Annotated in this window: 16 protein-coding genes; 10 read left to right on the forward strand and 6 right to left on the reverse strand. The window is 57.4% G+C overall.

Translation table 11 applies throughout. From position 1 onward, the window contains the following. From K1Y02_17940 to K1Y02_17965, 6 genes are all read left to right on the forward strand, one after another. On the forward strand, positions 1-287 hold a 287-nt coding region (locus K1Y02_17940), incomplete at its 5' end, for a hypothetical protein (GenBank protein ID MBX7258249.1). 491 nt (positions 288-778) lie between these two features. Next, complete coding sequence (locus tag K1Y02_17945) at positions 779-1,519, forward strand: PEP-CTERM sorting domain-containing protein (GenBank protein MBX7258250.1); 741 nt, start codon at positions 779-781, stop codon at positions 1,517-1,519. Between the two features lie 607 nt (positions 1,520-2,126). Further along, the gene (locus K1Y02_17950; GenBank protein MBX7258251.1) at positions 2,127-2,870 is read left to right on the forward strand and encodes a PEP-CTERM sorting domain-containing protein; all 744 of its coding nucleotides are present in this window, start codon (positions 2,127-2,129) and stop codon (positions 2,868-2,870) included. 154 nt (positions 2,871-3,024) lie between these two features. Beyond that, positions 3,025-3,507 carry a tetratricopeptide repeat protein gene (locus K1Y02_17955; GenBank protein ID MBX7258252.1) on the forward strand — a complete coding sequence of 161 codons (483 nt, stop codon included), beginning with the start codon at positions 3,025-3,027 and terminating at the stop codon, positions 3,505-3,507. Positions 3,508-3,547: 40 nt separating this feature from the next. Then, positions 3,548-4,456 (forward strand): hypothetical protein, encoded by a 909-nt coding sequence (locus K1Y02_17960; protein ID MBX7258253.1) that lies wholly within the window; start codon positions 3,548-3,550, stop codon positions 4,454-4,456. Positions 4,457-4,611: 155 nt separating this feature from the next. Continuing rightward, the gene (locus tag K1Y02_17965) at positions 4,612-4,809 is read left to right on the forward strand and encodes an RNHCP domain-containing protein (GenBank protein MBX7258254.1); all 198 of its coding nucleotides are present in this window, start codon (positions 4,612-4,614) and stop codon (positions 4,807-4,809) included. Positions 4,810-4,857: 48 nt separating this feature from the next. On the opposite strand, the gene K1Y02_17970 is transcribed toward K1Y02_17965, so the two are convergent. Both K1Y02_17970 and K1Y02_17975 read right to left on the reverse strand, forming a co-directional pair. Next, positions 4,858-6,804, reverse strand: a complete 1,947-nt coding sequence (locus K1Y02_17970) for a right-handed parallel beta-helix repeat-containing protein (protein MBX7258255.1) — start codon at positions 6,802-6,804, stop codon at positions 4,858-4,860. Between the two features lie 37 nt (positions 6,805-6,841). Then, complete coding sequence (locus K1Y02_17975) at positions 6,842-9,310, reverse strand: hypothetical protein (GenBank protein MBX7258256.1); 2,469 nt, start codon at positions 9,308-9,310, stop codon at positions 6,842-6,844. Between the two features lie 146 nt (positions 9,311-9,456). Between K1Y02_17975 and K1Y02_17980 the strand changes: the two genes are divergently transcribed. Further along, positions 9,457-10,125, forward strand: coding sequence for an NAD(P)H-dependent oxidoreductase (locus K1Y02_17980; GenBank protein ID MBX7258257.1), 669 nt, complete (start codon positions 9,457-9,459; stop codon positions 10,123-10,125). A gap of 87 nt (positions 10,126-10,212) precedes the next feature. Here the strand turns inward: K1Y02_17980 and K1Y02_17985 are convergent, their stop codons facing one another. The 3 genes from K1Y02_17985 to K1Y02_17995 all read right to left on the reverse strand — a co-directional run bounded on the left by K1Y02_17985 (position 10,213) and on the right by K1Y02_17995 (position 12,625). Continuing rightward, on the reverse strand, positions 10,213-10,785 hold the full coding sequence (locus K1Y02_17985) for a hypothetical protein (GenBank protein ID MBX7258258.1): 573 nt from the start codon (positions 10,783-10,785) through the stop codon (positions 10,213-10,215). A 426-nt stretch (positions 10,786-11,211) separates the two neighbouring features. Next, complete coding sequence (locus K1Y02_17990) at positions 11,212-12,282, reverse strand: alkene reductase (protein MBX7258259.1); 1,071 nt, start codon at positions 12,280-12,282, stop codon at positions 11,212-11,214. 46 nt (positions 12,283-12,328) lie between these two features. Next, positions 12,329-12,625, reverse strand: coding sequence for a metalloregulator ArsR/SmtB family transcription factor (locus K1Y02_17995; protein MBX7258260.1), 297 nt, complete (start codon positions 12,623-12,625; stop codon positions 12,329-12,331). Positions 12,626-12,843: 218 nt separating this feature from the next. Here K1Y02_17995 and K1Y02_18000 point away from each other — a divergent pair, with 218 nt between their 5' ends. The 3 genes from K1Y02_18000 to K1Y02_18010 are packed head-to-tail and all read left to right on the forward strand — an operon-like array spanning position 12,844 to position 17,850. Next, positions 12,844-15,858 carry a hypothetical protein gene (locus tag K1Y02_18000; GenBank protein MBX7258261.1) on the forward strand — a complete coding sequence of 1,005 codons (3,015 nt, stop codon included), beginning with the start codon at positions 12,844-12,846 and terminating at the stop codon, positions 15,856-15,858. 26 nt (positions 15,859-15,884) lie between these two features. Beyond that, positions 15,885-16,532 carry a class I SAM-dependent methyltransferase gene (locus tag K1Y02_18005; GenBank protein MBX7258262.1) on the forward strand — a complete coding sequence of 216 codons (648 nt, stop codon included), beginning with the start codon at positions 15,885-15,887 and terminating at the stop codon, positions 16,530-16,532. Between the two features lie 16 nt (positions 16,533-16,548). Beyond that, positions 16,549-17,850 carry a Gfo/Idh/MocA family oxidoreductase gene (locus K1Y02_18010; GenBank protein MBX7258263.1) on the forward strand — a complete coding sequence of 434 codons (1,302 nt, stop codon included), beginning with the start codon at positions 16,549-16,551 and terminating at the stop codon, positions 17,848-17,850. Positions 17,851-17,981: 131 nt separating this feature from the next. Here K1Y02_18010 and K1Y02_18015 read toward each other — a convergent pair. After that, a partial coding sequence (locus K1Y02_18015) for a D-glycero-beta-D-manno-heptose 1-phosphate adenylyltransferase (protein ID MBX7258264.1) occupies positions 17,982-18,178 on the reverse strand: 197 nt, incomplete at its 5' end.

Here is an 18,178-nt window from a genome sequence, read left to right on the forward strand (position 1 = left end):
AGGAGTTCGCGGAGTGGTTCAAGGGGAAGTACGGGGCGGAAGAGATCTTCGTTCCCCTGGAACCGCGTGAAGAACACATGACCAACTGGCTCAACGCCATCCGTTCGCGCGGCCCCGTGCACTGCGATGCGGAGACGGCCTATCGCGCGATGGTTACCACGAAACTGGGGTGCGATGCGTGGCGTCAAGACAAGACGCTCTTCTGGGATAACGCGAAGGAGTGCCAGGTTCGTAAGCATCCGCGCCCCAATCGCTCGTCACGTTGGCCGCAGGAGAAAGAAGTATAAGCTTACGTTCTTGTAGGAGAAATTACCCTATTTGTAGCTTAGGCACTCGCCTGATGGCGGGTGCCTTAATCTTTGGGAATATGGAATTGGGACATCATCCGAATATGCAGGGTTCTGGAGCGGCTGACAGTTCCATTTCTTAGCGAATTTCACCGAGTCATTGTCAAAATAGTAGTCAGATTTGACAAACTTATAACTTGCATGCATCGAGGTGTCAGCCCTGTAAGCGCCTCATGTGTCGTCATGAGATGACTCTCGATGGTTAATCATTCAGAATGCCCATTCACATAAGACGCTATAAAATAAGCACTTAGGCAATTCTCCAACCTTCTCCGAGAGCTGTGCCTGTCGCAGGCATTTTAGAATGAGTCCTGTTCCTTCACTTCAGGCACGCCGCTTGCGCTACTGTGTACGGCTGTGCATTAGGATAACTTGAAAGTGCTTGGGGAAGCACGCAACGGCGGCAATGCCGGGCGGAAAGTGAAGGGACTATGAACTCGCGATTGGGACTGATTGCAGGCATAGCAGTATTGCTGGCGCTTGTTGCAGGGCCCGCACAGGCTTCGATAACGTACTCGGCGTCAGGCAGCGGAGGTTTGTCCAACCTAAGTGCCTCGGCGGAATTTGCGATTAGCGGCAACAACCTTATCATTACACTCACCAACACCGCATCGTCTCCTGCATTGGAGCCGGCGGATGTCTTGATGGGCCTCTTCTTCTCGCTGGACGGCGCAACGCTGACTCCTGTTTCCGCCGTGCTGGGTGGAAGCAGCATCGTGTTGTATGACTCGGCTCCCGCTGGCGGAGTGGTCGGTGGCGAATGGGCCTACGCTTCCGGAATCAATGCCCCGGGCGATGCCGACCAAGGTGTTGGTGCGGCAGGTTTTGACTTGTTTGGATCGGCCAATTTCCCGGGCAGCAATCTGTTTGGCCAGACGGGCGTGCAGGGAATGGCCTACGGTATTGTCCCGGCGTCCGGTACAACCGGTGGCAACGCCCCCGTAACCGGCCCGAATCCATTTATTCAGAATTCAGTTGTCTTCACGTTGAGCTTTACAGGCGACGTGACACTGGACGACATTTCGGACGTGAGCTTCCAGTACGGTACGGACCTGTGCGAGCCGAACCTGCCGGGAACCGTCGTCCCCGAACCGGCCAGCCTTTCCCTACTGGGCATTGGTATCGCGCTTATGGCCATGCGCCGCGTACTCAAAAAGGGCGGTACAAACTAGGCCATTTGTTTTCCTCCTCCAAGCCTCAGGGCCGCCTCGTGGCGGCCCTAAACTTTTTGGGGTCAATACGTAACAGAGGAGAGGCCCAATCAATAAGCGGCGAGTATTGGATGTAAACACTCGCAGCAGTAACGCGCATTGCATCCCATGCATCCATCGATTCCTTGCAGACGTATTACCCGATATATGAAATCTATCGAACAAATAATGACGATCATGTATTTGAACGATAGTCTGCAGTACTGTTTGTCACCAATGACCACAAAGACAGAGAATATGTTGTCAAACGTGACAAACAAACTACCCGTATGCCGCAAACTCCGCAGCACTCCTTCCCGCAGTACTGCTTCCACTTTTTTTCAGTATTTACATTATACAGACTCATAGAGGCCTAAGCTAGGACTTAGTGGCCTGTTACGAAATTCAACCGATGTAGGCAGGCAGGGCGACGGGAGGTTCGGGTGCAAACATGTCAATTAATTACCTTGCCTCAATTCTCGGCATGCCGCTTGCATCTTTCTGGGTGGCTGTGCATTTACAATATTGGTCCTAGAGTGCTTGGGGAAGCACGCAACGGCTGCGATGCCGGGCGGAAAGTGAAGCAATTATGAACGCGCGTACAAAACTGATTTGGGGTATTTCTCTTGCACTGGCGCTGGCGGTAGTTCCTGCCGGAGCCTCCATCACATTCTCCGCGGCGGGATCAGGTGCGTTGTCCAACTTGAGCGCATCGGCGGAATTCGAAATCAGCGGCAGTAACCTAATCATCACGTTGACCAACACGGCGACGTCGCCCGCATTGGAACCGGCAGACATCCTGACAGCCTTCTTCTTCTCGCTGAACGGAGTGACCCTGACTCCCGTTTCCGCGGTGCTGGGTGGCAGCAGCGTGGTGCTCTATGACGATGCCCCGGTAGGCGGCGTGGTCGGTGGCGAGTGGGCGTACGAATCCGGTATTGCCGCGCCGGGCGGGGCCGATCAGGGAATCAGTTCCACGGGTCTGAGCGGATTGTTTGGCGCGAGCAGCGACTATTTCCCGGGCGACAATCTGGACGGTGAAGCGAATGTCGGCGGGATGGCCTACGGTATCGTCCCTGCTTCGGGCACAACGGGCGGTAACACGCCCGTGACCGGTCCGAACCCCTTCATCCAGGATTCGGTGATATTCACGCTGAGCTTCACCGGGGACCTCAGCCTCGACGACATTTCGGATGTGAGTTTCCAGTACGGAACCTCGCCCTCCGAACCCAACCTGTCAGTTGTCCCTGAGCCGGCTAGCTTGTCGCTTCTGGGTATTGGCATCGCGTTCATGGCTGTGCGCCGTGGCATGAAGAAACGCAGCACGATGTAAGTTTCTGTTTTCCTCCTCTATGCCTCAGGGCCGCCTCGTGGCGGCCCGCTCTTTTTTTGCAGTGATGCTTCATGCTTCACGTCGCGGTTTCGAGGCAATTGACCGCATGTGGTAGGGTATGCCTTGAACGATTGGCGGTAGCTGGAGCCTGACTGTGGAATCATTCTGGACAACGCTTGTTGGACTGACAATCTTGGTGGTGACGCTTGCGTTCTTCGCGTCGCGCCGTCGTCGAATCGTGAGCAAGTGGAAGGAGGGAGCGGAGGCCTTCCAACGTGGCGATATGGAAACTGCATCGAAGGCGTTGCGCGCGTGTCTGCGACTGGAGCCCGCGTGGGTACCCGCGCGGCGGCTGCTGGGCCGGGCGCTGGTGGCGACACATCGCATCGATGACGCGGAGAAGGAACTTCGGCTTGCCGCGGAGATGGAGCCGCGTAATCCGGACGGTCATCTCGATTTCGCGTTCTTCCTGGCGCGATTCGCTCCTGATCGTCCCGACGAAGCCATCGACTCGCTGGCGCGCGCCGTCGAACACCGTCCGCTGTTGAGAGAACAATTGCTGAATCTGGAACCCCTGGCTCCGCTGCGCAATCATCCCCGCTTTCAATCGCTTCTGGCGCGCCCGCCTTCCGCATAGCCGCTTTGCGGCGGACCGCGTTTAGCGGTAGACTGACTTCATGATACATGCGTTGCTATTCATTGCCCTGTGCGCGTCGCCAGATCCGGCACCGCAGGAATTACTGCAGAACCCCAGCGCTGAATTTCTGTATCACGATGCCCCGGAGCATTGGAATGTGTTCGTGGAGCCCATGCAGGGTGCCGAGGGGGTGCCGGATACGGAAACCGCGTGCGACGGCTCGTACTCGCTGCGCCTGTACAACCCCATGCGATACTCCGTCGAACCGGCAAACAACTGGAGCCAGAACATCCTTCAAAACCTCGGCGGGCGCACGCTGAAGGTTCGTGGAAGCATCAAGACCGAGCGGGCCGACGAGGCGGCGATATGGGTGCAGTGCTATCGAAAGAACCCCTGGAAAGTAATGTTGCAGCAGTCCTCCGGCGACACGCAGCCGGTGCGCGGAACGGCCGATTGGACTCCCGTGGAATTGACCGTGCCGGTGCCGCAGGGCACGGACTTTGTCGTGTTGCGATGCGTGCTGAAGGGGATGGGGACTGCTTGGTTCGACGCGTTGTCGGTTATCGCGGAACCGCCGAAGGAACCCGCTGCGGACAAGCCAGCCGACACAACCGATCCTCCCAAGACTCAAGTGAAGATGCCGGAATCTCCAACGGTGGAGCAGCCGAAACCGATGGAAGGCGGCAACGACGAATTGCAGCAACGGCTTCAGGATTCGCAAGCCGAGTTGCGAAAGATGAATGATGCGTTGCGCGAGTCCAACGAAGCGTTGTTGCGTCAAGTGAAAGCCATGCAGGCCGAACTCGACAAGCTTCGTAACGACGTGAAGACCTTCAACGAGAACGCCGAACGGCTCAAGTCGGGTGACTTGCCGAACAAAGAACAACCGGTGGTGCCGCCATCGCCGCCGTTAGTTCCTCATGCGCCGTCGGCGCCGGAGAATCCGTAACCATGGCACTGGTACTTGGACTATCGGCCCTCGTAGGAATTGTCACGGCAGGAACTATCTGGATCTTGTGGAGCCTGCTGGAGAGAATGGCAGCGTCACGTGCTTCGAAAGCCGCCGGTGACAAGAAATAAGCGTAGCGCCGCGAGACACCAATTATGAAGCCTTCGAATTCGAGAAACCCTTCTCCACGCCCTTTCATCGGCATCTTGTTCAAGTGCTGTCACGTCTACGCGCGCGTCTACCTCAATCACGATGGAACGGCCTACGCCGGACACTGCCCCAAATGTGCCGCTTCGCTTACCGTGAAAGCAGGACCGGGCGGCAGCGATCAACGGTTCTGGACCGCCGAATAGAGCGAAAAGCGGGGACAAGTCCCTGCTTCTCGCACTTGAAATCGCTCCTTATCTTCTCGCGTTCCCGCCAACGGTCCCATGAGAAGAGCCGCGCGCAGGCGCATGCGGCGCGGGTTTCGATCTCGGAGGGTGATGCCCCCAATTGTCGCGCCATGGTTTCATGCGCTCATCGGCTCGTGCATCCGCTTTGCTGAAGTCTTTTGGCTCGCCCCACGTGTGGCCGGGGCGCCATGCCTTGACACCTCGCTCGTATGCGCCGAGATCGGGTGCGCTGCCTTTGAATCCGTCCGTTACGCCATCCACTACGACACCCGCATTTACACACGGCGACGTGCTGCCCAGCCGGAAGTCGTTCAACTTCACACCGACGACGCCGGGCTCCGTGCCGGAGTAGTTGTGGTGCGCGTCGATGCCGTCGCCGAGTCGAACCTCATCGGTAAAGATGTTGTTTACGAGCACACAACCCGGCTGTTCCTTGTTGTTGTCCGCGCCCCAGTAATTGACGCTATCCCCGTTCTGAAGCACCGTGTTGTTGTAGACGCGATTGTTGATGGAAGGCGTGTTGAGACGAATTCCGCTGTCGGGATTGTTCCACGACACATTGTGATGAATCAGAAAGTTCGAGGAGTTGTTGTCGATGTAGATGCCCACGCCCACGTGTTCCGCGCGGTTGTCGTGAACCCAATTGTAGGCGATGACGGTGCCTTCGCCGTCCGTACCGAAACAGTACGTCGCGCCGAGGTCGGTGGTGAGCCTGCCCGCGTTCGCGATGTCGTTGTACTCGATACGGCCCGCCTTCAATGTGCGGTGCACAATCACGCTGCGCCCGCAATCCGAGAGCGTGTTGTGCGAAATGATGTTACCGCGGCCCTCCGCCCAAATCGCGCCGCAGTCCACGGCCGCGTAGTCGACGTTGCGCACCACGCAGTCCGTGACGGCGTTGTTTTCGCCGACCAACGTGACTCCGTTCCCCGCGCTGAACACGACAGAACTCCGGCGCACGACGTTGTCGTGACCGCCGACAAGGATGCCGCTATTCGTGTGCGCCGCCGTGCCCCATCCTTCGCACTGAGCGACGTGTGACGCGTAGCGCACGTGGCAATTATCGACAACGCAGTACGCGGCATCGGCGAGATTGAATGTTGCGGCGAATGCGTTGATGCCATCGACCTCGATATACGATAGGCCGCTCAGGTCAAACGCATACAAACGGCGCTTCACTTCCACGCGTGGTGTATGCGATTTCGCAGAGTCGGGCGGTATCAGCGACACAGTCTTGCTCGCGGCGTCCCAATACCACTCGCCCGGCGCGTCCAACAACGACGCCACTCCATAAGCGAAATAGCGGGTCCCCTTGTTGACCGCGTGGGCGGAGTCTTGACTCCAGTTCCCCTCGAATTTCAGCTTGTGAGTGCCCGCTTCAAATTCCTTGACAGGTCGGGTCCAGGAGACCCACTTGCTTCCCGGAAGAATGTGAAGCATGGCACCGGTGAAATCGAGTGCGGGGAGTTCCTTGTCGACGATGGTGTTCGCGTTCGTTTCCGCGTCCGCTTCGGCCCAAGCCGGTGTCATCACATCAAGCGTCGCGTTGGGCCACCGCGCAGGGTTCATCAACTGGCCGTCCACAAAAAGCTGCTCAAAGGGCTCCGTGACCGGCGCTCGCAACACACTGTCTTCCGGCTTCAAACCTCCCACTTCATCCGCGCCGCTCACAACGACGCGCTCGCCGCGATACGCACGAAACACGATAGGCTTGCCAGGTTCACCCGAATGCGCAGGCTTCACGGTCTCGCGATAGACGCCTTCGCGAATCACACACACGTCTCCCGCCTGCATCACATCCGCCGCTTTCTGAATCGTCTTGAACGGCGCGTTACGCGAACCCGCATTCGAATCGAGACCTCGCGGCGCGACGTAATACGTCGCCGCGTGAGCAGAAAACACGCTGCCAAGTAGAGCTGCCAACACCGAGAGATGAAATACACTCCTTCTCATATTCCCTCCCTTTTAGAACTCCTTCGCCACAGAGAGACTACTTCCCCCATGGAATCGCCAAGCCCAGCGATTCCGGCGATGCCTTGATGTAATAGAGATCGAAGATGATCCAGTCCTGTCCGCCGGGCAGGTCGTCTAGATAGATACGTACCGTGTAGTTGTTTGCGGCGCTGGGCTGCTCCAGTACAAACGGGTGCATCGGGCGCGATTGAATGTCTTTCGGAACAACCGTCACGGTTTCGCGCGGCAGCGACGTTTCGAACTTGAGTTCGCGAACCAGGGGACCGTCCCAACGCAGGTGCTCGATTTCGTACTTGTCCCCGGACACCGAGAGGATGTCGCAGCCGTCGACCATCACTTCGACGTGCGCGAACTTCACGGCGTCGCTCGCATGCGCATCGAGCACCTCCATATACCGTTGCTGCTGGCTTGCAATCGTCGCGTCCAGTTCGGTACGTGTGGGTTTGTGCGCGAGCGCCAACTGCGCCGCTTCGTGATCGGCCAGATCCGCTTTCACCACATCCATCAACACGTCGACTCCGAAGAGCTGATACCCATAGCCGGGCGTGTGGATAAAGTCGTTGCGCGTCGCGACGAGATTCTCGTACGCCTTGGCGAGCGCGTCTCGCCTTTCGGGCGTTGGGTCTTCGCCGTATGCAAAGTACGCGAACATTGTCTCCACATATCCTTGGTTGGTTCGAATCAGGTTGCGCGTCATGGCCAAACGGTCGGCAATGGTCTGGGCCTGCGCCGCATCGAGATGCGGCTTGACCGCCTCAAAGCCGGCGATCATCTCGTCCGCAAGATTGAGCCCATGCTGGATATCGTCCAAGGTTTCGGGTATCCACGGTTTGCATCGCAAGTAGATCTTCTGCAGGAAAGCGAGATGCTCCTTGCCTCCATCTATGCTCGGGTAACCGTCGGCCGGGAAGGTGCCGACACGCATGTGCAGGAACGAGTTGAACTGTCCATACGATATCGGCTCGATGTGAAGTCCGTATTTGTAAGCGGACGACGTCTTCAGATAGATCTGCGCCATGCCCTTGGCTGCCTCGGCGCCAAAGTGAATCGCGCAGAAGTCTTGGGCGATTTGCTCCATCGATTCGTTGGGGTCCCACATGAGCCGGTAGAGGATGTACCCATGCGCGGCGGTTGTGTCCCACCCCTCGTGATCGATGCCTGCCAATGCGGCGATGCCTTCCACGTTCGATGGTTTAGGCAACAGGAACAATTGAAGCCCCGATTGAAAATACGCGCCGGAGAACGTGGGAAAGATATTGGTCTTCCCCGTCTCGTAGTAATTCATCGTCTCGAAACAGACAACCGTCTTATGCGGCGTCAGATTGAAAGTCATATTGTACGGTTGGTACCACCACCGGTCCGCCGCCGTGATCTTCGGAATGAGATACAGGTTGTTCGTCGGAATTTCGTCCGTGAACACTTCACGGAAAACGAGGGGCTGGTTGTGAATCTCGTGCGGCGTCAGCGCCCACGTGAAGTGGAAATAGGTTTTGTCGAATTCGTCCGCAACAACCTCGTGAACACTTTTCACGAAAGTGCGAAACCGCTTGGTGTAAGACCACTCGCATTCCGGCGTCTCGTGCATGACGTCGTACGCCTTGTACGCGTCCCAAAAACCAGAGATGTCATCGTTGCAGATTTCCACGCCGTCCAACTCGGGCAGCGCAGTGAGCAACTTGCGGTATTTCAGTTTGAGCGCTTCCCAGAACTTGGGATCACACGGAGACAACGTCGCGCCCGCTTCCTGCAACAGCGACGGATGGTACGTGAAGTCGTTGGAAAAGCTGACGTACTTCATGTGAAGCGCATGGGCATACGCGATGAGTTCGCGGGCCTTCTCGCGGTTTTCTGCATTGAGCGTGGCTTCGGGCTCGGAATTCCACGGAATCAAGTCAAGTATCGGCGGGCCGGAAACCCAGTTCATGCTTTGCCGCAACGCAAGGTGCATCTGCTCCTTGTCGCCGCCGCCGGAACCGTGGCGCCCCCACGCGGCCCCGAAGCGCACTTTCATGGCGGGGATGCGCGTTACATTGAGGTCGGGGATATGCCGGTGTACGCGCAGGCGATCCCAAAGCCAGTAGAGGCCGTACGCGTCGCCAATCGGCGATCCCCCCGCCACCACAATCGTGCGCACATCGCCCGATTTCAAGGTACAGATCTGATACCCCTCGGCATCCGCGGGAGGGTCCAGTTTCAGCGTGCCCGCAGCCACCAGTCGCGCAGAGGCGGCGTTGCGCGTTCCATCGCCGACGAGAATGGCGTTCTTAGCGGGTACAGCGGAATCGTCTATCACTTCGAATTCCACGCCGAACTGCTTGCCCGCTGCCACGAGATCGTCTGTCGCCAGTCGAACCGCCTCCTCAGACTGAAGGAGAGAGCCTACACCGATCTGCCATTGCTCGGCCGCGTAGGCAGAAAGACACAGCAACGGTGCCAAGAGCAAAACGTGGAGCCGGTAAAAGAACCTGGTGCGAAATGATGACATGTTCAATCCCCTCGAAAGGACTTTACGGGTATACAGAAAGAGCCTGTATAATCCTGCCGTGTCACCATACTCCAATCTTGAGGCAGATGTCAGGCGAGAGGTTTCGGACGTCTTCGCAGCAACGGCAACTCAGAAGGCTCTTTTATATGAAATGCTTCGTAGTCTATTGGCATTCAGAACCAAACAGTTTTAATGGCGCAATGTTCCGTACTGCGTGCAATACGCTGGTGCAAACAGGACACGCGGTCAAAACGTCCGATCTACACGCCATGGGGTTCAACCCGATTTCGGGACGTCACAACTTCACGACGGTCAAAGACCCCGACTACTTTAAACAGCAATTGGAGGAAATTTACGCGACCGAGCACGACGGTTTTGCCCCGGACATCGAGGAAGAAATCGAAAAGGTCGAATGGTGCGATCTCATGATTTGGCAATTTCCGTTGTGGTGGTTTGGTCTGCCCGGGGTGTTCAAAGGTTGGGTAGACCGCGTGTTCGCGATGGGACGTACGTATGGCATGGGGCACATTTACGAGACCGGCAAGTTTCGCGGAAAACGCGCCCTGCTGTCGCTAACCACCGGGGGCGGGGCAGAGCATTACGTTAAGGGCGGATTCAACGGCGATATCGCCGCCATCCTTCGCCCGATCCATCGCGGGATGCTTCAGTTCACCGGCTTCGATGTGCTTGCGCCGCACATCGTCTACGGACCGGTCCGGCTATCCGATGAGGACCGGGCCAGGCATTTGCAGGAGTATGCCGAGCGTTTGCGGCATATTGAAGAGGAAGAATGCATCGAGGTGGGTGCTTACTGACCGGCGCGTGCGTGTCTATTCTCATCTGCAGAGTGCGTGCTTCTAATTCACACAAGAAGACTACTACATCTCGCGTGATTCGGAACCCTACCAGTAGCCAGCTAACTCGTACGCGATGCCTTCCGGCTCGTTATACATCAGCGTGAAGCCGGCGCCATTTGATGCTCGGGGTCCTCTATACCCTATCGAACCGTCTGGCGCTTTCCAGCCCAGACTGGCGATCTGCCTGTTAACAAATTCGAGTTCATCGTTCGGCTTCGGCGATTCACGCGGATTCTTTGCTTCCTTGCCGCGTTCGCTCCACTGGCGCTCAAAGAATTCGTCCAGATTTTGCTTGCTTATCGAGAATTTGGCGCAGAATCCCTCCGGATACTTGTCGATGGTGATGTTGGTCGCCGTATCCGGTAGGTAACGCTCGACACGGAAGTCTTTCACGGACAGAAAATCCGGATACGTAAACACGCCAAAGCGATATGGGTCGATGATTGTCTGAACACCGATGCAGCACGGGATAAACAGCAGGATACAAATGCCCGTTCCGATGGTGAGAGCGCGCATCCCCTTCTTGTAATACCTTTGCACGGCAATTGTAGATACGATGAGAACGACAAGAAGAAGCCAAAATGTGATTTTTGCCGGGAGCACAAGGGGCCAGAGCATAAGGCTTCCTCCGATACGATTGGCTTCGCTCTTGCTGTGGTGACGGCCACCAGCAAGTCTCCTTATCGTAGGTTTCCTGTTGAGGGATTCTCAATAGGCTTTTTGGTTGTGTAGAATTTGTCAGGATAGTTCCGGGCACGTGCCCCGGCATTGTCTCTGAATACGTTGCTGCAAGGTTAAGTTCGAATTCTGACTGTTTTAACCGTGGAGGAAGACTTGTGAAGAACCGTGTCCTGACGCTTGCGAAGACGGCGTTTGCCGTCGCTTTTGTCCTTGGCTTGACGCTTCTGTCGACGGGATGCCCGATTATCAAGCCGATCGAGCGCTAGAGTAATTTTTCTGCAGCGATTCGATTGAGGCGAGGAAGAGGAACGCGCTGCCGCCTTCTGGAAAGACGGCAGCGCGCTGTTAATTCAGAAGGTCTCGCTACACGCACGACGCGCACGGTAGCAATACCGGGTAGTCGGTGTACCCGACCGGGCCGCTGCCGTAAAACGTTTCGGGCTGGGGATCGTTCAGCAAGGAGTCAAGCTTGAACCGGTGCACCAAATCCGGATTGGCGATGAACTGCTTGCCAAACGCAACCGCGTCGGCCTCGCCTGCATTGATAGTCTCTTCCGCGCTCGCACGGGTAAATCCTTCGTTGACGATATACGCTCCGCCAAACGCCGCCTTCAGTTGCGGCCCGAGACTGTCTTCGCGGCGCGCCTCGCGAGCGCACAGGAACGCCAGCTTACGCTTGCCAAGTTCACGCGCGACGTAGGTGAATGTGGACTTCGGATCGGAGTCGCCCATCGAGTGCGCGTCGCCGCGCGGGGCAATGTGCATGCCGACTCGCCCCGGCCCCCACACCGAAACAACCGCGTCGGCGACTTCGAGCATGAGGCGTGCGCGGTTCTCAATTGGGCCGCCGTATTCGTCTGTGCGGTGATTCGTGCTGTCTTGTAAGAACTGATCAAGCAGGTAACCGTTGGCTCCGTGAATTTCCACGCCGTCAAACCCAGCGGCCTTGGCATTCTCCGCACCCTTTCGATATGCCTCCACGATGGCCGGGATCTCACTCAACTCAAGCGCACGCGGCGTCACGAACGGCTTCTCTGGTCTCACAAGGCTGACGTGCCCTGAGGGAGCGATGGCACTCGGCGCGACAGGCAATTCGCCGTTGAGGTAAATGGGATCCGAGATGCGTCCCACGTGCCACAGTTGCAATATGATCCGGCCGCCCTTCTCATGCACGGCTTTCGTAATCGACTTCCATCCTTCGACCTGCTCCTGCGACCAGATGCCGGGCGTATCGGGATATCCAACTCCCATTGGAGTTACTGATGTGGCTTCACTGATGATAAGTCCGGCGGTCGCGCGTTGTGCGTAGTACTCGGCCATGAGCGCGTTGGGTACGCGCCCTTCGCTCGCGCGGCAACGTGTCAATGGCGCCATGACAATGCGGTTAGGAAGGTGAAAGTCGCCAAGTTGGACCGGGTCGAAAAGTACGGACATAGCTGATTCCTCGCTGGTGGTTTAATGTTCAATCCGAATAGACGCTTTAGAGTTCGCCCTTCATGTGCGAGAGAAACTCCTTAATCGTCTTCTCGTTGCGTTTATAGAAGATCCACTGGCCCATACGCGTCGCGGTAACAAGGCCCGCCCGCTGGAGCGTCGCCAAGTGCGTCGATACCGTGCTCTGCGACAAGTCGGAACGCTCGAAGATCTTGCCCATGCACACGCCGTCCTTAAGCGGATGCGTTTGGTCCGCAAAATGCCGCTCCGGTTCCTTCAACCACGCCAGAATCTCGCGGCGGGCCGGATTGGCCAGGGCCTTCAGAATTTCGTCGACGTTCATACCTGCCTCTATCTTCAGCGGGCACACCACGTTATGTGGCGCCGCATTTCTGTATTTCGAGAAGTCTCGAAATGTCGATATACCACGTAACATGCAGTCTATGCAAGCTATTCCCGGCTCGCCTACGCCCCGGCACGCATCCGTTGCGGAATGCGCCGTGCCGGGCCATACTGGTCGCGCGACCGATTCGTACACACTGCCTGCGGAGATTCAGATTCATGCGGTCAATCACTCTCATCGTTTTCCTCCTTCTTGCGAACGCATCTCCAGCCGCGACGCAGGAGGGCGCGATTCCCCGAAAGGAATTGCAGCAACAATTCGCAAGCCCCCCCGTGGATTGCTGGCCGCGAACGCGATGGTGGTGGATGGGAAACGCGATGACCAAAGACGATATCGAGTGGCAATTGCGCCAGATGAAGGACCACGGCATCGGCGGCGTCGAGCAAATCACGATGGAAGAAGTCTACGAGCGCGGAAACTTCGCGTACCTTTCTCCACAGTATCTCGAACAGATCAAGCACATGGTTTCCGTGGCAAAATCGCTGGACATGAGCGTTTCGTTCAATTTTGGCGGACCCGGCTGGGTCTTTGGCGGCGATTGGATTCCACCGGACGATCAGAACCAGTGCCTTATTTCCAGCGCGTTGGAAGTGGATGGTCCCGCCTCGCTCACGGAGCCGCTCTCACTCGCTGTGACCATCAATCCGTTGGATGTCCCACGATCCGTGCGCCAAGTTGGACCGGAGGACCGCCTGCTGGCTGTGGTCGCCGGTCGAGTTGAAGACGGAAAGCTGTCATCGGCATCCCTCGTGGATATCACTGCAAACGCTTCCGGCCGCACGATTGCGTGGCAAGTCCCCGAAGGACATTGGCGCATCATGGCCTTTTGGCTCACGCGCGTGGAAGACGGCGTGGTCGATCATCTGAATAGGGCCGCCATGGAACGCTACTTCGACCACGTCGGCGCGTTCTACGAGGAGGCTGTTGGTGAAGCGTTCGGCTCGACTGTGGAGTCATTCTTCTCGGATAGCTTCGAAGTGCCCATTCATCGCAATGCCTTCTATTGGAACGAGGGCCTTCTTCCACGCTTTCGCGAAGTCATGGGGTACGATCTCACGCCGTATCTTCCCGCGGTGTGGTGGCAAGTCGATGATATCTCTCCGAAGATTCGCTACGACGTAAACGCCTTTCTCGACCGCGCCGGATTTGAATCGTTCTTCGAGCCGTTCCTGAACTGGTGCGAACGCCACAACGTAAAGGGACGCATTCAACCCTATGGCTTCCCCACCGACAACATCGAAGGAGCGGGCAGAGCGCACATCCCGGAAATGGAAATCACGGCGGGAGAAAAGGACTGTGTGCCGTGGTTCGACACCCGCATTGGTCCGCGCGCGTACGTGGCGTCGGGCGCGCATCTCTACGGACGCAACATTGTCAGCGTGGAAGCGTATACCTATCTGCACTGGGAGTTGTACCGCGAGACGCTCGAAGAGCTGAAGATCGCGGGCGATGTCTTTCTGCAATCCGGCGCAAACCTCTTTTACAACTCGGGCTACTTGGGCACGCCCGAACGCAGCTTCGCGCCGTCGCGCGATTTCAATGCCGCGATTCATGTCGACCACACGAACATCTGGTGGCCGTATTACCCAGAACTGAGCCGCTACGTGGCCCGCAGTTGCCGCCTGCTTCGCGAAGGCAACCCCGTTGCGGACATCGCCGTCTATTCGCCGCTTGCCAACCAATGGACCGAGAACTGCCTCAACGCGCGCCGATGGACGCGCGACTTTCAGTGGGGTTCTCTGGGCGAACTGCTGTGGGCAAACGGCTATGCTTTCGATCTGCTTAACGACAACGTGCTGCAGAACCGCGCAGAGTTTGACGGACAGGAGTTGCGTATTGACGCGAATCGGTACCGCTTGCTCATCCTTCCCAATCTCCATTCGTTACCTCTGAGAACGTTGGAACGTATTCGTGACTACGTCGCCCAAGGCGGTATTGTCGTGGCGCTGGAACGTGTTCCGGAGACTTCAACCGGTTTCCGCGATTGGCAGACGCAGGATGCGAAGCTGCGCGAAATAGTGGGGGACCTCTTTGCATCCTCCGAAAAGCAGGACGGGCACGAGTTCGGCAAGGGCAGAACCTATCTGGTATGCCACGTACTCGATCGCACCGATCCGCTCGATAAGCGCAGCAGCGTGTTCGATCCGTTTGTGAATACGCTCCGCAAACACGTCGCGCCGGACATGGGCATCGATTTCGTCCGCGAGGAAATGCGCGAAAATGAAGGACTCCTGTTCAACCACCGCGCCTCAGACGACCGCGACATCTACTTTGTCGCGAACGTGCAGGACAGACCCGTCAACATGCCAGTTACGTTTCGTGTCGCGGGCAGCACGCCGTATCGGTGGAACCCGTGCGACGGCAGCGTTGGCCGTATTTGGGTCTATAAGTCACTCCCCGGCGCAACCGAAGTTCCGCTCCGGCTAGGTCCCTACGAATCGACATTCCTCGTGTTTGAGCGAGAAGAAGATACGACGCACGCTCTGTACTCGTCGTTCGATTCGGTTGAGAACATCACCGGCGGGTTGGCACAAGCGTGGACGTCGAGCAACGGCATGCACACCCTACAACTCGCGGCGGAGCCCGAACCCCGCCGCGTGCAGGTAGATGGTGTGCCTGCGCCATGGACCGTCGATGGCGTGTGGACAATGGTCCTGGAAGCGCCGGGGTTTCCGCTCGTGAAGAAGGACGTCATGCAGTTGGAATCGTGGACCGCACACAAGGACACAGAGCACTTCAGCGGCACGGGCACGTATTCCATCAACTTTACGCTAGCGGACGCATACGCGAACGATGACATGCGCCTGTGGCTGGACCTCGGACAGGTCGGCAATGTGGCTGAGGTCTCGCTGAATGGAAAACCCGTGGGCGTCCGTTGGTATCGCGGCCAGCGCCTCGACGTGACAACGGCTGCGCAAAAGGGTGACAATGCGCTGGTCATTCGCGTTACAAACACTCTCATCAACGCGATAACGGGACTGGATCGCATGCCGCCGGTACCGGATGAATTAGCGGTGCGGCTCGGCCAGGGATTGCACGACACGGATTCATCAACGCTGTCGCTGCTGAATTTTAAGCCGTTGCCGGTGTCTGGACTGATAGGTCCGGTTCGGATCATTCCAGAAAAATGTGTTCGGGTAACCGGTAGTAACACAGCCCAAAAGAGTAGATGATTGCGCGCCAGAGCGGCGCAATTTCCATGACTTGGAGACAGGAGCGAGCGATGCGAGATTTCAACCTGGAGGCTGCGACGTACGATTCGGTACCGGCCCGCGTCAAAATGGCGAGCGATGTGGCCGACGCGATTCTGGATACGGTTGCAGTGACGAAAGAAATGGATGTGCTCGACTTTGGCTGCGGCACCGGCCTGGTCTCGGTACGGTTGCACGATCAGGTGCGCTCCGTGACCTGCGCGGACAATGCGCCGGGCATGCTGGAAACGCTGGAGGCCAAAGTGCAGGCCAATGGCATCGAGAACATCAAGACACTGTACGTGGATATTACTTCCGGCGCGCGACTAGACGGGCGTTTCGATCTGGTTGTCAGTAACATGGCGTTTCATCACATCGAGGATATCGATGGGCTGCTCGCTCAGTTTGCTGACGTCCTCGTCAAAGGAGGCCATGCATGCGTGGCCGACCTTGACCTAGAGAATGGGAAATTTCATGCGGACAGTTCAGGTGTCTTTCATAATGGTTTCGACCGGGAAGCCATGCGTCACTCCTTTGAACGCGCCGGGTTTGAAGACGTGCATGTCCGCACCGCGGCGACGATGGAAAAGCCTGACGTAGATGGCAACCTGCGGGATTTCACGATATTCTTAACCAGTGGCCGTAAGAGAGACTGAACGTTGGGGGTGTACGATGACGGAGCAGATTTCTAGACGGACTTTTGTGAAGACCGGTGCAGCGGTGGCAGCGGGGGTTGCCGCGTCGTTGGCGTCGCCGCGCGCACACGGCGCGAACGAGCGTATCCGGCTTGGAATAGTTGGCACGGGCAACCGTGGCGGGCAGCTCATCAATATGACGCGGCCCAACGAAGACGTCGAGATTGTCGCGCTCTGCGACGTCTATCAAACGCACCTTGACAAGTGGAAGACGGAACTCGGCGGCAATGTGGCCACCTACAGCGACTTCCGGGAGCTGCTCGAGAACAAAGACATCGACGCGGTTATGGTCGCGACTCCCGAGCATTGGCACGCGATCATCATGATACAGGCCTGCAAAGCGGGCAAGGACGTCTACGTCGAAAAGCCGTTGTGCTACACGATCCGCGAAGGCCGCCGCATGGTGGAAGTCGCGAATGAGACGAAACGCGTGGTGCAGGTCGGCCTGCAACGCCGTTCGTCGCCGTTGTTCGCGGGTCTCCGCGAACAAGTGCAGGCAAACAAGTTCGGCAAGATCACCATGATGCGCGCCTACCGCCTCACGAACATGTTCCCCAAGGGCATCGGCAAAGAGCCGGACAGCGATGCACCCCCTGATCTCAACTGGGATTTGTGGCTGGGCCCAAAACCAATGCGCCCCTTCAATCCTGATATTGCCCCGTACAAATTCCGGTGGTGGCAGGAATACTCCTCGCAACTCGGCAACTGGGGCGTCCACTACTTCGACCTGCTCCGCTGGATTACCGGCGACGAGTCTCCCTCGTCGGTTGTCGCGCTCGGCGGCCGCTTCGCCATCGACGACGACCGTACCATCCCTGACACGATGCAGGCGGTGTACGAGTTCAAGGCAGGCCGCCTGATGCTCTTCGGGCAATACGAAGCCAGCGGCACGCCGATGTTTCCCTTTGGCGAATCCGAGATGCGCGGCACGGAAGGCACGCTTTACATCGATGACGGCGGATACAAGGTCATTGGCGAGAAGCCGGGCCAGTTCCAGGATGCAGGCCCGCGCGCCGCGGACGAAGAGATCAAGCAGCCCGAGGGCGACGTAACGAAGCTGCACATCCGCAACTTCCTCGACTGCATCAAGTCGCGCGCCGTGCCCAACTGCCCCATCGAAGAAGGGCATCGCTCCACGATCTTCTCCCACCTTGGCAACATTGCTTTGGTAACGAAGACGAAACTGGATTGGGACGCGGAAAAGGAGACCTTCATCAACAACGACGCCGCGAACGCCATGCTCCACTACGAATACCGGAGCCCGTGGGAATTGGGATAATTGACCGTTCGTGCAATATTGGAGCGTGATATACGTATTCCCCTTGCAGAATGGTACTGGCGGTATCATTCTGCAAGGTAATTCGCCCTCCGGACAGTCACTTGAGGCTAGGCCGGAATTTTTTCTGCTGACTATGCCCCGTTCTTCTCCTGCGAGATTCGGGCGATGATATTGGTCGTAGACCGGCCTTCCACGCCGGGAATGATGGCAATGCTTCCACCATAGGCTTCAACGGCCCGGCGTTCCTCCTGAACGATGGTGTCGATGGTGTAATCGCCGCCCTTGGCGTACACGTCGGGCTGAAGCACCTTCAGGATTTCGAGCGGCG

It is taken from the genome of Candidatus Hydrogenedentota bacterium (genome assembly GCA_019695095.1).
Taxonomy (GTDB): Bacteria; Hydrogenedentota; Hydrogenedentia; order Hydrogenedentales; family SLHB01; genus JAIBAQ01.